The organism is Maritalea porphyrae (genome assembly GCF_027213965.1).
Lineage (GTDB): Bacteria > Pseudomonadota > Alphaproteobacteria > Rhizobiales > Devosiaceae > Maritalea > Maritalea porphyrae_A.
Map to the genome: position 1 here is coordinate 385,510 of NZ_JAPWGX010000001.1, position 14,922 is coordinate 400,431.

The 14,922-nt window shown below is 49.5% G+C and carries 12 protein-coding genes; 2 read left to right on the forward strand and 10 right to left on the reverse strand.

Annotated features, from left to right (window positions below):
* Window positions 1-6: 6 nt before the first annotated feature.
* Entirely contained in the window at window positions 7-450 is a 444-nt protein-coding gene (gene ccmE, locus O4H47_RS02145; protein ID WP_269392287.1) for a cytochrome c maturation protein CcmE, read from the reverse strand.
* Window positions 451-1,605 carry a c-type cytochrome biogenesis protein CcmI gene (gene ccmI, locus O4H47_RS02150; protein WP_269392288.1) on the reverse strand — a complete coding sequence of 385 codons (1,155 nt, stop codon included), beginning with the start codon at window positions 1,603-1,605 and terminating at the stop codon, window positions 451-453.
* A 163-nt stretch (window positions 1,606-1,768) separates the two neighbouring features.
* Between ccmI and O4H47_RS02155 the strand changes: the two genes are divergently transcribed.
* Both O4H47_RS02155 and O4H47_RS02160 read left to right on the forward strand, forming a co-directional pair.
* Window positions 1,769-2,845 (forward strand): hypothetical protein, encoded by a 1,077-nt coding sequence (locus O4H47_RS02155; RefSeq protein ID WP_269392289.1) that lies wholly within the window; start codon window positions 1,769-1,771, stop codon window positions 2,843-2,845.
* Window positions 2,832-4,685: an FAD-dependent oxidoreductase gene (locus O4H47_RS02160; protein WP_269392290.1), complete on the forward strand. Its 1,854-nt coding sequence runs from the start codon at window positions 2,832-2,834 to the stop codon at window positions 4,683-4,685. The genes O4H47_RS02155 and O4H47_RS02160 overlap by 14 nt, the downstream gene beginning before the upstream one ends.
* Here O4H47_RS02160 and O4H47_RS02165 read toward each other — a convergent pair.
* The 8 genes from O4H47_RS02165 to O4H47_RS02200 all read right to left on the reverse strand — a co-directional run bounded on the left by O4H47_RS02165 (window position 4,682) and on the right by O4H47_RS02200 (window position 14,919).
* Entirely contained in the window at window positions 4,682-5,992 is a 1,311-nt protein-coding gene (locus O4H47_RS02165) for a hypothetical protein (protein WP_269392291.1), read from the reverse strand. The genes O4H47_RS02160 and O4H47_RS02165 overlap by 4 nt on opposite strands.
* Before the next feature lie 77 nt (window positions 5,993-6,069).
* Window positions 6,070-6,528 (reverse strand): hypothetical protein, encoded by a 459-nt coding sequence (locus O4H47_RS02170; protein ID WP_269392292.1) that lies wholly within the window; start codon window positions 6,526-6,528, stop codon window positions 6,070-6,072.
* A 51-nt stretch (window positions 6,529-6,579) separates the two neighbouring features.
* Window positions 6,580-7,884, reverse strand: a complete 1,305-nt coding sequence (locus O4H47_RS02175) for a sensor histidine kinase (RefSeq protein WP_269392293.1) — start codon at window positions 7,882-7,884, stop codon at window positions 6,580-6,582.
* Window positions 7,885-7,919: 35 nt separating this feature from the next.
* The gene (locus tag O4H47_RS02180) at window positions 7,920-8,579 is read right to left on the reverse strand and encodes a response regulator transcription factor (protein WP_269392294.1); all 660 of its coding nucleotides are present in this window, start codon (window positions 8,577-8,579) and stop codon (window positions 7,920-7,922) included.
* Between the two features lie 22 nt (window positions 8,580-8,601).
* Window positions 8,602-8,934 (reverse strand): hypothetical protein, encoded by a 333-nt coding sequence (locus O4H47_RS02185; RefSeq protein WP_269392295.1) that lies wholly within the window; start codon window positions 8,932-8,934, stop codon window positions 8,602-8,604.
* A 45-nt stretch (window positions 8,935-8,979) separates the two neighbouring features.
* Entirely contained in the window at window positions 8,980-9,741 is a 762-nt protein-coding gene (locus O4H47_RS02190) for a glycoside hydrolase family 108 protein (RefSeq protein ID WP_269392296.1), read from the reverse strand.
* A gap of 4 nt (window positions 9,742-9,745) precedes the next feature.
* Window positions 9,746-11,083, reverse strand: a complete 1,338-nt coding sequence (locus O4H47_RS02195) for a DUF2793 domain-containing protein (RefSeq protein WP_269392297.1) — start codon at window positions 11,081-11,083, stop codon at window positions 9,746-9,748.
* Complete coding sequence (locus O4H47_RS02200; RefSeq protein WP_269392298.1) at window positions 11,080-14,919, reverse strand: baseplate multidomain protein megatron; 3,840 nt, start codon at window positions 14,917-14,919, stop codon at window positions 11,080-11,082. The genes O4H47_RS02195 and O4H47_RS02200 overlap by 4 nt, the downstream gene beginning before the upstream one ends.
* Window positions 14,920-14,922: the final 3 nt, after the last annotated feature.

The window sequence follows — 14,922 nt, forward strand, 5'->3', positions numbered from 1 at the left end:
TACGTCCTATGTCGCGTCGGTGTGGCCCGGGCAAAGCCCTTTTTCTTCGAACTTATCTGCCATATCTTTGGGCACATAGTTTTCATCGTGCTTGGCCAGAACATTGGTCGCAATAAAAGTGCCACCAGCGTCCAGAGCACCTTCCAAAATGACTTCCTGCCCCTCGCGGAACAAGTCAGGCATGATGCCTTCAAAATGGGCTGTGACCTCAACTTTGCAGTCTGTGACTGCGAAATCATGTACGGTATCTGTCTGTTTCCAGCTATCAGACTTCACAATTCCACCCAGACGAAATGCTTGACCGGTCGCAATTTGGCGTTCCCCGACTTCGCTTGGCACCACGAAGAAAGCCGCCGTGCTGGACATGGCCAGCGCAATAAACACAACTGCAGCCAAAACTACTGTGCTCAACCCCGCAATCACGGCCAATCTTTTTTGTTTGCGTGTCATCTATTTTTCCAATTTTTCTAGCTGTGCGATTTCGGTAGCAGCCAATTCTTCAAACTCTACGAGCTGAGCACTTTCGCCTTTTAGGTCCTCGCGCGCACCGCCAAGGACTTTTTGAGCAATATCAATTTGTCCTTGCACAAGGCGCGCTTTCAGCAGTCGTTGCCATTCGCTTGGCGAACCACCGGTTAGGAACAAACGCTCCTGTAAACCCGATACCATATTCTCAATCATTGCACTTCTGTCTGTCTCAGACATTTGCATTGCAGCGTCAACTTCATCTTGGGTTGGGCCGCCTGGGGTCCCCACTTGGCCTTGCAAACCATCTCTGGCGACCTGCAGACCGGCGCGTGCGGTTTCGAGCCAGGGTTCATTCCCCACATTGTCGCGCAGCACATTTGTCCAAAGCTCTATCGCCGTTTCAAAATCACCTGTGCGGGTCGCCTCTCCTGCCAAGTAGAACTGAGATCGCAAGTGGTTTGGTTGCAATGCTAGCGCCTGATTGAGCAGCGCCAATGGCTCGCCTGTTGCATCGCCGTTCTGGGCCAACACACTTGCTTCAGCCAAATCTGTCAGATTGTCTGCGCTTTCTCCTTCGAGCCGCACAATATTTCGAAATGCGGTTACCGCTTTTTCGAAAGCCTGCTGGCGCATATAAATTGGGGCTATTACTTTCCAGCCCTGAAGGTCATCTGGGACATCAAAGAGACGTTTTTCGATTTTTGCAATTGCGTCCACAATATCGATGTTCTCGCCATTTTGCACCCGTTCGGCCAATGGCGCGTTGCGCATACCCGGATTACCCACGGCAACATATGTTGCCAACGCTATAGCCAAAACAGCGGGCACGCTCAGCCCAATCACAATAGGCGAGCCAAAACGTCGCTCGGACTTCATTTTGCTAATTTGACTTTGGCGCAAAAATTCCTTGTCGAGCTCCAGCTTTGCTGCTTCAAATTCAGCAGCATCAAGCTTGGTGGCTTCTAAGTCGCCATGCAGCTCAGCAAGCTGCAATTCATAGAACTCACGAGCTGTCTTAATTTCTTCAGCTCGTTCAGTGTCGCTACCTGCTATGTCCGTTCCAAATTTGCGGATCGGCATTGCCAACACCAAAGCGCAGACGGCCGCAATGAGTCCTATCGCTATCCAAAAAATCATATTCCGTTCGGGTCCCCACCTGTCTTAACTAACCTTTATAGCCACATCGACAGACTTTTGTACCAGATAATGGCTTTCTTAAGATTTTCCCCCCAGACCGATTGACGCACAAGCCAAGAAATGGTGCAACAGTGGCCTTGAATGGGGCGTTGTTGGTCGGCATATGCAGGTAGAAGAGTTTGATTTTGCTATATATGGCAGCGGGGTCGATGCCATGTTTTTGGCTGCCGAGTTAGTCCAACGTCATTCAGCCCGCGTGCTATTGGTCCGCGATCAGGTCAATGACTATACCCTACCCGCCCATCAAGATTTTTCAGTGGGTGGCAATTGCAACCCAGACACGATCAAATTGGCACATATGGGGATAGAACGCTGGCAGGCCCAGTTCTCCGATAGAGCCGGTAGATCCTGTTTCGAAAAAAGCCCACTTAACCTGAAAGTTTCAGCTGGCCCAAACTCGGACATTTTGAATTACATCGAGGGTGCGTTGATTGCTTGCAATCGACAATTTGAGAGAAAGGCAGAGCGCGAGGGCGCCGAGTACTTGCTACTACGTGACGTAGTTGCACCAAAGAAACGCCAAGCGATTGAGTTCCTTCATAATGCCTATTTGGGTGTGGGGATGGAAGTGTTTGATCGATCAGAGTTTGAAGACGCAAAGCGATTAAAAGACGGTCGATTATCCATGAAGTCAGACGGAAAGCGATACCGTGCTGACACAACCGTCATACTTGATGATGACTTGGTGCACGCGCACGCAAACGCGGCTTTGCGCAATATTCTAAGACGAATTCAGGGCACCAAAATTGCTATGCGGTTGAATACTCGCTTTGTGAAACCACCGACTTTATATGTCGATGGGCAAATGTGCATCCGTCAAGTCGCTGAAAACAAGTTGCTAATCACCGCACCGCTTGAATTTGATGAAGTCATCTCGCGCGCAAAAAACGAGGCCCTGGATCTAGAAAAAATGAAGGTTCACGCAATGGGCGCGTTTCAAGGCGTTACAACTATCGACGGTGGACCATTGTTGGATTTTCAAGTGCAGAAGAAAACGTGGGTTTTCTCGGGTGGCACTGTTCGAGCGTTTCTGATGCCTCATGTGAGCGACTTCATCACCAATTCAAGTAACGATCAAAATCTACGATATTGGGCCGCGCATAGCGCAAGCGGTCAACGACACGCCGATATCTGCCCACCGTATTCAGTCGAATTGGGAGGGGGAAATGCAAGAGTTTAGGTTTCCAACCACCAATGGCTCACCTTTTTGCGGCAGCCTGATTGATCGATCGCGGCCGATCCATTTCTTGTTTAATGGTCGAAAACTTGAGGCGTTTAAAGGCGACACCCTGCTCAGCGCCTTGCTCGCAAACGGCGTCAGACATCTAAGTTTGATGGATCGGACCAAGGTTCCACTCAATCAGGATTCAATCCAACTCGTTCATTGCAAGATTTCAGGTAGTAGTTGTGCAGACAATTGGTATGGTGACCATGACCTTGTTGATCAAATGACTATCGAAACGCTCCCTTTGCCAAACCTGTTCGGCAAAATTGGCCAAGTTTTCAAACCCAAAACTGAGCGCCACATTACAATCGAACACATGAATACAAAGAGAGTTCTTGATCATCCATTGCAAGAAGAGCGGATGGCAGATGTTGTGGTGGTCGGAGGAGGAATTGCAGGATTGCAAGCTGCGATTTGCGCTGCAGAACTGGGCAGGAGCGTTTCGCTTTTGGAACGAGCGAAAAGACTTGGTGGGATGTGTGACTATTATGGTCAAGCAGATGACGAGGAAGCTCCCCGTTCGCTGATTGGCCGCCTGGTGGACGAAATTGACGCGCACAAGGCAATCAGTGTGGAGTTGGGCGTCGACGTCCTCGATATCCGTCCAAACAGGATTCTTGCCAAGACAACGCATCAAAACGACGATGCACACCTCTCGCAAAATGTGGGCTGGACACGTTATGAACAGCTTATTCTTGCAGTCGGTGCGGATTACAGGGGGAATGGTCTTGGTGAGTTCAGCAACATCAGGTACGCCAACCAAGTTTTTCGACTGGCAGCCGACTATGCCGTCAAGCCAGCATCAAATCTGAGTGTAATTACGGGCGGCAACTCAGGCTATCGCCTCGCTCAACAGCTACTCGAAGCTGGGATTGATGTTGATGGTTTGTATGACCCGCGACCAGAGCCGACATCCCGACATATTGACTTTGCCAAGGCTGTCGGCGTGAGGATGCATATGGGAGAAAGCATTCTCAGTCTCACACAAGTGGGAGAGCACGCATTAGTCGAGTTTGGTAGCGAGTTTACATCGGGCAAACGCAAAACAAAGCGGGAGTTTTCGGAGTTGGTCGTATCGCACGCGCCAAAACCGAACCTGAAACTGTGGGTTCGTGCTGGTGGGCATAGTCAACTCAATGAAACAGGTCAGATTAACCCTACAAATAGCCAAACATCGAATGTATCGATCGTCGGATCAGCACACGGTGCGATTACGCAAAGTGCTTGCCTTTCTGAGGCCAAGCAAGTTGTCTATCGTCAATTGGGCCACGCTTCAAAGCCAACGCGCCCCTACAAGGGTATGTACAAGTATGAGAGCTTACCAAAAGCGCTTGGCATTGAGGGGTCGCAATTCATTGTCAGTTACATAAGGCGCGAGGCAGACGTGCCGAGCTTTGGCAAGCAACCCAATCAGAATGCCATCAGTGAGTATTTGTTTGAACGATCAGGGCTAAACCTATCAATCGAGCAAATGCGCAATTTAGGCACCACACCGGGGCCGAACCAAAACAGCAGGTCATATCCCAAGACAAACATGTCGAACTTGCTCAGCACGCGCTTTAGCGACCCTATCCATGTTGAAATCCACGCGGAAGGTTACCTAAACCTGAGTGTGGGTCAGTACATCTACGATGGTGACGGCGTGAACGAATTGCCAAATGCTTATGGCGTTATTGTTGAGGTCGATGGCAAGTTTGTGGCTCTTGTTGAGGGCGCAGGAAATGAACTGCTCAAAAAAGCATTTGTTCAGACGAAAAGCGGACTATTTGCGGCAAAACTCGGCAAGACAGTTTAAGAGGAAGCCCTCATTCCACCTGCTCGCCGGAGAATATTGTCTCTATTCCGCCTCAAGATCGCAGCATATTCCACGCCAAAGCGGATGGAACAGAACTTGATGACAATGTCCATTTGCGCGTTGTCATAAGCGTCACTGCCCGTTGAATGCTTGAAGTGTTCAAAAATTCTATCGACCATCGCTTCAAGCGCAGTCCCAACGTCTTTCCAACCTCGTTCAACCACCGCATTTACAGCGAGCGACTCGCGAGCAGATCTGGTTGCGGCCATGATGTAGAGGCCATTATACGCCTGCAAAACGTCTGCTGGGTCGAGCATAATTGATGTCGCCCCTCTTGGCGCCGGCCCCAACACTTTTTTGACATCCCGCAATACGTCAACGAACTTTCCACTTAGCGCGTTTGCGCCGCGCTTAACCAAGCGCTCCAATGAAATGTTCCACTTGGAAGACTTGGATAAATCCAGATGGAATTGTAGGCCACGGGCAATGTGGTGAAATCTATCAATCGCTTTGCACGTCAAATCAATATCTCGGAAAATGCCCGTTTGTTTTTCGATCATTTCAATTTGCTGCTGAGCATTTGTTATAAGCGCGTCGACATATTCACCATACCCAGATTTTTTAATCGCTTCTTCGGTTGAGGCATAGCTGAGTTTCGCAATTGCGGCGGCCAGCAAATCGGGCCTTAGAACGCCCGTTGCAAAAGTTTGGCACCAAAGACTTTTTATGTCATTCGATGGAAAATCAATGTGCTCCAGCGCATAAATAAATGCTTCAGGCTCTTCGTTCTCGCTAAGCTCACGCCCAAGGTTTGCGCCTGTGCCAATGTAGCTAATGTAACTAAAGGCCAGCAGTATAGTTGGTATTGCATCGAAGACTTCAACCCCGCCAACCTGGATGGTAAGCCTGCGTTTTTGTTCAGAATCAGCAACGTTTTGCGCGAAAATTGGTGAAACAATATCGACTATTTTGCTAAGTGATCGTTCAATTTCCCGCTCGTCAGGTTGTGATTGCCCACCTAAGACGTCGTTGATTTTGGAAATCTCTGTTTGATCCAAATCCCTCTGCGCCCATTCCCAAAAATGGTCGAGCGCTGAACGACGAATTCCGGCGCCAAACATTTCTGGCTGACCGTCCAATATGATTGGTCCAAGCTCACTCGAAATGCGTTCAATTGCCATGTCTTTATGAACAGCGGCAACCGCATCATCGTCGACTTTGGTGGCATGATCATTGGAGGTGGATAGACGATCTGAAGAACGGGAAGCGCTCAACGCATTTAATTGCTCTAAAGGGGAACGGCGCATTACTATACCAAATAGTTCATAAACTCACACCGGTGACTCTATCAAGTATAAGTAAACAAACACTTTTAGTCAGTTATCTAGCCAACCACATTCCATTGACCGTCTTGCTCTCTGCAAGAAGTACCAGATTTCAAGTATCGTTCAGTCGAAACCAAAACAGTATGACTGAATTCACGACAATCCAGTTCATTCACTTTGATGTATGGACCCACGCTGATTTCGCCCCGCGTCGCACTGTCCCCGGTCCACTCACGAGTTGCGCCAACACGACCGTACTGCAGCGCATAGAACTGTGCACTTGCCGCTTCTGACTTTTCTCGAACGCTGAGCTTTGATTGAACTTCACTTGGCAGGAATGAAAGAATTACAGAGCTTGAGAACTCAACGCTTGGTGCGACGGGGCTTTGGGTTTGGGTAGAACTCTCGAGTTGAGGGGCCGCAGGTGCACTGCCCAATCCCCCTGCATCAAAGCGCGCGCAGGCAGATGTCGCCAAAATTGCTGATGCGATACAAGCGATTCGAATTAGGTTTGCCATTGTTCACTCCTGCCAAACACATTGCCGCATTTTGCGGCAGAATTGTGGTTGTTATGTACCAGTGACTGCCGGCAAAGTCATACAAACGCGCAAGCCACCGATTTGTGCAGTCCCAAGCTCAATATCGCCTCCATACACAGTGATCAGCTCGTTGACAATACCGAGACCCAACCCAGAGCCTTGCACTTGCTCATCAAGTCGTCGCCCACGTTCAAAAACGCGTTTTTGCTGGCTGGAAGACAGCCCCAGTCCATCATCTTCCACAATGATTTGGAGTTGCTCATCATTTAGGTGTCGCAATTCCACCACTGCTTTCGACTTGGCCCACTTCATTGCATTGTCAACCACATTGCCCACAAGTTCGTCTAGGTCTTCGGCGTCCCCGCGAAAACTATGATTAAAGTCGGGATCGACAACCAGTGATACTGATTTGTTTTGAAACAGTTTATTCATGACAGAAACGATGCGCTCCATTGCTACGCGCACATCAGTTTTTTTGCCACGCGCGGCGGTCCGCGCTGCCAGTTGGGCGCGATCCAAATATCGAGAAACAATGCTTTGCATTTTGTCCAATTGCTGTTCGGCCACTTCCAATTTTTGGCCTGTCAGTTCGTTGCGCATTACAGCGATCGGTGTTTTCAAGCCATGTGCAAGATCACCGACTTGGTTTTTGGCGCGTTCCAAAATCTTGTCGTTGACGTCCAAAAGGGCGTTGATTTCAAGCTTAACTGGTAAAATTTCTCTTGGAAACTCGCCTTCTATTTTTGCGTGCGCACCCGTTCGAATGGCTTCAACTTCGCTTGACAAGCGCAACAATGGTCCAAGGCTAATACGTGCGACCAATGCGCAAAGGCCCGCCAAAAACACCCCGATTACAAGCAAGACCGTGATCGCCTGACTTTGAAAACTTGCGACCTCATTTGCAACTTCGTCCCAATCGGCGGTCACCGTAATCACGACGTAGTCCGTCTCTCCGACGAATAGTTTGCGCTCAAAAACCCGTAGCCGGTTGCCGTCTTCGTCCTGCAAATTGCCACGCCGCTTGTTTTCCGCGTTAAAGTCAATTTCCAGCGTCGGCAAAATTACGCCAAATGCAGAAGCAGACACACTTGCGATGCTTCCGCTTGAATCAACGATTTGCCAATACCAGCCTGAGCTTGGCGTCGTATAGCGTGGATCGATTGAGGGGAGATTATCTAAGCCCTCGCTATCCTCTACGAGCAAACGTGCAATTAGCGAGTCAGACTGACGAACAGCAATCTCGTCAATGCTGCGTGTGAGCGCTCGAGAATAGAGGTTTGACAACAAAATGCCAGTTAGCAGCAGCCCAATGCTCAATCCAATCGCAGTGAACAAAAAGACGCGCCAAGATATTGAAAGATTTTTGGGGATCACAATTTCGAAACTTTGTAGCCTAGTCCACGCACCGTTTGAATGAATTCCTGCGGGAGCTTTTTGCGCAGACGCCCTACGAAGACTTCGATCGTGTTTGAATCCCGATCAAAATCTTGATCGTAGAGGTGTTCGGTAAGCTCAGTGCGCGAGATTACCTTGTCCTGATGGTGCATCAAATACGACAAAAGCCGGAACTCGTGTGATGTGAGTTTGAGCGCCATACCATCCACGGTTACTTTGCTGCCAGCTGTGTCTAACCGAACGGCACCGTTCTCAATTTCGTTGGACGCGATACCAGCGGACCTGCGGACCAAAGCCCTTATGCGCGCCAAAACCTCTTCCATATGAAACGGCTTGGCAACATAATCGTCGGCACCCGCATCAATTCCTTGAACCTTGTCACTCCAGCGATCACGCGCGGTAAGCATCAACACCGGCATTATGCGTCCACTGCGCCGCCATTCTTCGACCACGGATATGCCATCCTTTTGCGGAAGTCCTATATCCAAAACCACAGCATCATAAGGTTCTGTATCGCCAAGAAAATGTCCTTCTTCGCCGTCGAACGCTTTGTCGACAACGTAGCCTGCATCTTCAAGAGCAGAACAGATTTGCCGGTTTAGGTCTTGATCATCTTCCACAACAAGTATGCGCATGTTTCCCCTCGGCAATTCTGCTTTAGTCATTACCTTTATACGGCGATCCATCGTCAGCGTACAAAGCAAACTTCTTTGTTCTGCCATAAGAGTCAACGACCTTGAAGAAATAAACGTATCGCCCTTTAACCTCACATAGCTTTTGGCCGTAAGTCTTTGCCCCCTTTTGTAGGCGCAACTTGCGTTCAATCTTGACAAAAGATGTAATCTTTTTCGCCTTCACCAAGGGAATGATGGCTTCGTTTGAAATACAAGTTTGCGATCGCTGGGCATAGGCACCTGCGGATCCGGCCAGCGCCAAACCGGCGGTGACCAAGAGTGCAAAGATTGCGATGTTTGCTGTGTTCTTTTTCATAGCAGCATGTCTAACAAACATCACATGAACGATAAATGAACACTATTAAGCGTTGGAGATTTCCGTCTTAATGCCCTTGCGCAAAAAGATGATCGCCAGCGACTCCATAATGAGCTGCGTGGCATTTCCTGCCTCAATTGCTGGCACATTAACGCCGAGTAGCTCCAACACACCGGAAAACAGCATGATCAAAGCAACGATATATGTTTTGTAGCCCGTAAAAACGTTCATTTTTGACTTTTCCTTATTTGATGATTTTCGAAGAATTTCTTGCGCTGCAGCCAGCACACCGGCGATCCGGTTGCTCCACCCTTTTCCAAAGACTTGGTAGGTGCGCAGTGACTTCAGGAATTTGTGGCGGCGAGCAACATATGTTTTAACAAGGTGACCCAACGTATGCTTGCGACAATAATTGTTGATGGCCGCGCGGGTTACAGGCCCCACAATACCGTCAGCTCTTACGTTCAACTGTCGTTGCAGCTGTTTGACGGCCCGTTGTGGTCCACTGTTGACGGCAAAATCAAACAGGACAAAGCCCAGCGCTTCTGGCAATTCATTTGCACCTGAACGCTGCCAATAGTGCACGAAGTATATTTTTGAAGCTTCGGTTCGACCAAGTTGCTTCACTTCAACTTTTGGCAATTTCCACCAGGGTTTAATACCGCGCCATGTGGCAAGGGTTCGTCGCGTTATGCCGAACTTCGTGGCACCACCAGGGTCCTTTGGGTGATCCGAATAGCCTCCCTCAAAACGCAAGACAAGGTTCAACGCGCGCTGAAAGCGCGGGTCCTTATATGATGAGTTCATGATGTTATTCTGCCATTTGGTGGGAAGGGATTAGACCGTCGTCAGGGCCAATACGAACAGCGTCCATAATGATCGCGGGCAGCGCCAAAAGAATTTCAACCCCACTTGTTGCGAACAATGGGAAAATTTCGCCTTCTTGATGTGTAGCATAACGCAACGCAGTATCCGCAATTGCATTAATATGCTGCCATCCATCGCTGGGTAAAATCTGCGCAAACGTCGCGAGTTTAACCCCGTTCAGCCATACATCGTGGTTGACCTCGGAAATCAGCGCAGTCCCGCTTAAAACATAAAAATAGGCGCCAAATGATTGCCTGGCGCCACCAACACGACCGTAAGAACAAAGCCTATATTTTGAGTTGCCAGATTGCGTATTCTCATAGGCGACACCAGCGCCGGCCAATAGTTTTGCGACATAAAACTCTGAAAGATAACGGGCCGCAGTGGGCTCCCTGATTTGATCCACCAGCTGCTTCACAATCATATTGTTCGCAGGATTTGCGCCGCCATAATCAGTGCTATCGACTTGAAACTTGCTGAATTCGGAAAGTGTTGCGCCGTTGTCCATTGTAAAATAGGCAGGTGGAACAAAGTTCGATATTTGTCGCGTTTTCTCGGCAGCAAATCGACCGCAGTCTGAAATTGAATTGACCTTCTGGGTCACCCCTTTGCTCTGGTGAGACAGGCCCGCAAGCAATGATAATTCGCCGTTCGACGGATTGAAAGTTGCAGCCGTTGTCCAATTAGCTCCATTCTCGCTTACTTTTACTGCCAACTCATCGCTGCCCGCCAATCCAATTTCGGCACGACCGGACCAAGCGTTCTTAAAGCTAATGCTGGTCGTGTTGCCGGCGGACGCCTTGTTCAAAGTAAAACGAGCATCCCCAGAACCAACATCGGGAGTGGAAAGGAACGCACCTTCAGATTTAATAGCCAATCGATTGTATGGATCAGCATTTGTTCCCACACCTATTTGGCTGGCGTTTTGAATTTGTGTGGGAGGTTGGTTGAAACGCACCCAACCAGATGTTCCGAAAACATAGAGTTCCTGAGCTGTTTTCACCCAAGCCAACATGCCGACTTTGGGGTCTAAAAACTGCCATCCGTTTATGTCGTATGATGCAATCTTGCCCCCATGCGGTGCCCAGTCGCCGTTTGGAGTTTCCCCAATTTGCCAATTTTGGCCAATGACAGGTGTTGCTGGCGGGTCGTTGAGCCCAAGCTCTTCCAATGTCAGGTGCAAAAAGGCATCTAGGATACGCAATGCCTCATTGTGAGTTATGTGTTTTTGCGCCTGGTTGCTCTGAATCAGCGGCAAATTGAGGCGGTCAGTTTGGGTCAATTGAAAACTCCTAAAGCACTGTGGCCATTGCCCAGCGTTTGGCTGAACTGGCTAACTTTGAATTGGAATTGATTTGGTGGGGAACCAAAATCGAGAGCCTGTTGGGATGAGGTATAAATGTACGGCCCAACAAGGTTTTCGACGGTGCGGACAGGCGCTCCGGCACTCAGAATATCGACAGTAAATACGGGAGCGTTTGGCTCAAGCGGAATGTCGCCTGTTGGCCAAGAATTACCGCTCACCCGTCCTCGGCGTATCCATGTAATGAGAATATCTCCGTTCTGCAGCTTTCGGGTCCGCAAATGAACTGGAGCCAATGGCAGATTTTCTTGGTCGGTGAACTCTCCTGCCTCGACAATCGTTCCCGCACTTGTGATGCCTGCAACTGCGGATAATTCGCTAAATTCGACATCGATACTTTGTCGTACGGCCCCTTCTAGAACCAAAAACTTTGCGCCCTGTGGAGCAGAAACCGCAGCAGCGAATTCGGTTTTATTTTGCCCGCGCAACAATGTGGACAATTGATATGTTTTTGGGGCGATCAGCTTTGCGTTTGCAAACCCGATTTCCTCCCAATTGCCGTTGCCATTGTTCACCAGCGCCCGATTTTCGCCGTTAAACACACGTTTTTTGTCCAAAGAGCTCAGGTGTCCAAAAAACAGTTCCACTTGCAGTTGGGTCTTTGTGTCCCACGTCGATAATGTCGGTGCAGCGGGCAACTCGGATTTTGTAACGCCTAACCCCGAAGGATCGTTTATGCGCAGCAATTCAGTTTGGTGCGCATCAAGAATAGAGATTTTACCTGGCCAAGGCTTTGCATATGCAGCCACAACAAGGTGCCTCGCCGTTTCATCATTGTCGCTCGGGGGCACTTGAGCTACATAAACTATGGGTTCAGAAACAGCCTCCATCACTGTGCCGGCAACAGGACGATCATTTACCGATACTGATGAAACTACTTGCTTTCCCCGCAAGCTGAAGGCGGTTACTTCGCGTTTTGTGCCGTCAACTATTTTGCCGATCGCGTATTTGTTTGGATCGTTTGGAACACAAACAACATCGCCAGCTTCGTACGACATATTAGACAATGGCAAAGAAAACTGGATGGTTTTTCTTGTTTCTTGCGACTGTTGGAGTTGGGACGCGGCAATGCGAACGGCAGTGCGATTGTCGAGCGTAAACGGTAATCCAATCGCTGCCACAACGCCATCTTGTTCAGCCGCAGTTTGGAATGCGGAAACCCTGTCATAGTCGGAAAGTCGGTCCGCATAGTTGATGTTAACGCGCTTAATCCGTTCGCCTCGGTCCTGATGGGAACGTTCAAATATGCCGTTTTTGGTAACGGCGCATTTGCTCTCATCAATTTCATTGACGATATTGTCACGTATTCGGTCCAACGATAGTCCGGCGGGGCCATCCCTGAGCAACAATTCGTCGGTTTTCAACATGAGCTCAATGTCATCACGCACAGAACTTGGCGAAGCAATAACACACCCTTCAATAAAGCTTGGCGCGCTGTCTTTGTTCGCTAAGTCAACGCCAATATCCTTGGCAATCGAAACCGCGATTTCGCTCACCGTAGCGCAACCAAATCGACCAGTTGTCCAATGTCCCGTGTAATAGGAAGGGCTATCAGACCAAACGTCATTTCGCAGCGGAAAAGCGGGAAATGGTCGGGCGTCCCATGCCCATAGATATATTCTATCCGCATCTAGCATTCGCCCTTCGTAGTGAGGAGACAAAGGATTATCCTCATCCACAAATGCTAAATGGCCACTTTGCCAATGATCATAGTGCGCCCGCAAAAACTGACGTTGAATTGCAGATTCGCTCAGCCCGTCCGAGTGGTACGGCGACTTGTTTTCAGCGCTTTTTGGGTCGGTGAAGGCATTTGGCTGGTTTGCACCATTGCCGACGGCGCCGCAGCCAACCTCGGTGAACCAAAACGGTTTCGATTGCGGCACCCATGCGGTTGGGGCGTTTTGCCTTACGCCATCAATTCGATTGTGGTGCGGATTTTGCCACCAGCTTTTTAGGTCTTTGTACCGCCAGACCCATGGCTCCGAGTGCGCGCCATCGGAAATGGGTGAACGCAACTGTTTTTCACGATCAAGTTCGTTCGCATAGTACCAATCATACCCCTCACCGCCTGCGATGTTTGACTTCAAATAGGCAAGGTCATGGGTAATGTTCTGGGTTTGGAAGTCATCGTTTTGGCCAAAATCGCGCCAATCAGCCAAGGGCATATAATTGTCTATGCCTACTGCATCAATCGTTGGGTCTGCCCAAAGTGGATCAAGATGAAATAGCTTATCGCCTGGTGCATCACTTGGCTGATATCCATGGTATTCGGACCAGTCCGCAGCGTAAGTAAGCTTGCACTCCGCCCCCAAGATCGCACGCGCTTCATTGGCGAGGCTTTTCAGTTCTGTAACAAATGGGAAGTCTGCCGTTCCCGAGCGAACAGTCGTCAGCGCCACCATCTCTGAGCCAACAATAAAGGCATTGGCTCCACCTGCAGCTTTTGCAAGGCTTGCGCAATGCAAAATGAAACGGCGGTAGCTCCATTCATTTGGACCTGAATAGACCACATTTGTTCCCGATACGGCAAAATCGCTGGCCGCCGCTGTGCCCGCAAAATCTTGAATCTGACCCGCAGCCGCAAGTGTTTGATCGACTGTATTTGACTGCCCAATCGCTGGATTGCATGTGATGCGTCCACGCCAGGGGTAGTTTGCCTGTGTCATGGCTGCACTATATGGATCATCCAGCTGATTGTTTGCAGCAATGTCCATCATCATCAATGGATAAATGGTCACTTTTAGGCCGCGTGATTTGAGGTCCGTAATCGCTGCAATCACGCAATTATCGCTTGGCGTCCCCCCATATGCTGGCCCTCCGTTCACTTGGCTACAAATCTGCGCTTGCGCGCGCGACAGCCCCGCAACACTCCATTCTGTGTCCTTTATCGTGCGATCATGCCCCATTACGCGCGGCGTCACTGTGCACTCACCACAACGCAAATCATCGCCAAACCAGCTAACAACCAGCGCCACATGCTCCAGATTTGGGCAAAGCGCGACAAGCTCATCAACTGAGACTTCCCAATCGGACTTGCCCAGTGTTTGATGGCTGTTTTCTGAGATAACTTCACCGTTCCCCAAAAGGCGAACTCTCGCAATTGGATCATAGCCAAACTCGGTCGCCCCAGGGATCAAACACACTGCTTTAGTCCGGTTTTCCAAATCGCCAACGGGGCGACATAATTCAACTGAGATTTGTGGAATGCGGTTACCAAATGGCATCAGATCAAGTTGTTCGAAAACGATATATGCCTGCCCACGATAGGCGGGCGCATTGCCGGCACCTTGCTTGGCTTCAATAAGGCTATCTGGCATTTGATCTAGCGCGCCGGTGTAAAATCGATAGTTGACGTTGCGCAAATCCATCAGTTTGCCATCGGCCCAAATGCGCCCGATGTGCGGCACTTTCCCTTCACAAAGGCCTATCGCAAAGTTTGCGCCGAATGCTTCCTCGTCATGATTGCCAAGAGATTTCAGGCCACCTCCGGATTTGGTTAGTCGTTCCAACTCCGTCGCCCAAATGATGTTGCCCGAAATTCGTGACCAACCATAGAGGCGCGGAATTGGTTGACCTTCTCTGGCATTCAACAAATAGGTTTCGCCATTTGTTGATGGTCTATTCTGACCAAAAATCTGAGCATCTAAAGCATTGCCAGCCATTGCACCAAGTGCTCGGCCAATGGTCGCTCCTATGGGGCCACCCAGTGCTCCGCCAATAAACTGTCCGCCAGCGGCAAGGAGTAATGTTGCCATTGA

Coding starts and splice junctions, on each gene's coding strand:
- O4H47_RS02185 (WP_269392295.1), bottom strand. CDS start 8,934: ATGAAAAAGAACACAGCAAACATCGCAATCTTTGCACTCTTGGTCACC.
- O4H47_RS02165 (WP_269392291.1), bottom strand. CDS start 5,992: ATGCGCCGTTCCCCTTTAGAGCAATTAAATGCGTTGAGCGCTTCCCGT.
- ccmI (WP_269392288.1), bottom strand. CDS start 1,605: ATGATTTTTTGGATAGCGATAGGACTCATTGCGGCCGTCTGCGCTTTG.
- O4H47_RS02200 (WP_269392298.1), bottom strand. CDS start 14,919: ATGGCAACATTACTCCTTGCCGCTGGCGGACAGTTTATTGGCGGAGCA.
- O4H47_RS02190 (WP_269392296.1), bottom strand. CDS start 9,741: ATGAACTCATCATATAAGGACCCGCGCTTTCAGCGCGCGTTGAACCTT.
- O4H47_RS02155 (WP_269392289.1), top strand. CDS start 1,769: ATGCAGGTAGAAGAGTTTGATTTTGCTATATATGGCAGCGGGGTCGAT.
- O4H47_RS02180 (WP_269392294.1), bottom strand. CDS start 8,579: ATGCGCATACTTGTTGTGGAAGATGATCAAGACCTAAACCGGCAAATC.
- O4H47_RS02160 (WP_269392290.1), top strand. CDS start 2,832: ATGCAAGAGTTTAGGTTTCCAACCACCAATGGCTCACCTTTTTGCGGC.
- O4H47_RS02170 (WP_269392292.1), bottom strand. CDS start 6,528: ATGGCAAACCTAATTCGAATCGCTTGTATCGCATCAGCAATTTTGGCG.
- ccmE (WP_269392287.1), bottom strand. CDS start 450: ATGACACGCAAACAAAAAAGATTGGCCGTGATTGCGGGGTTGAGCACA.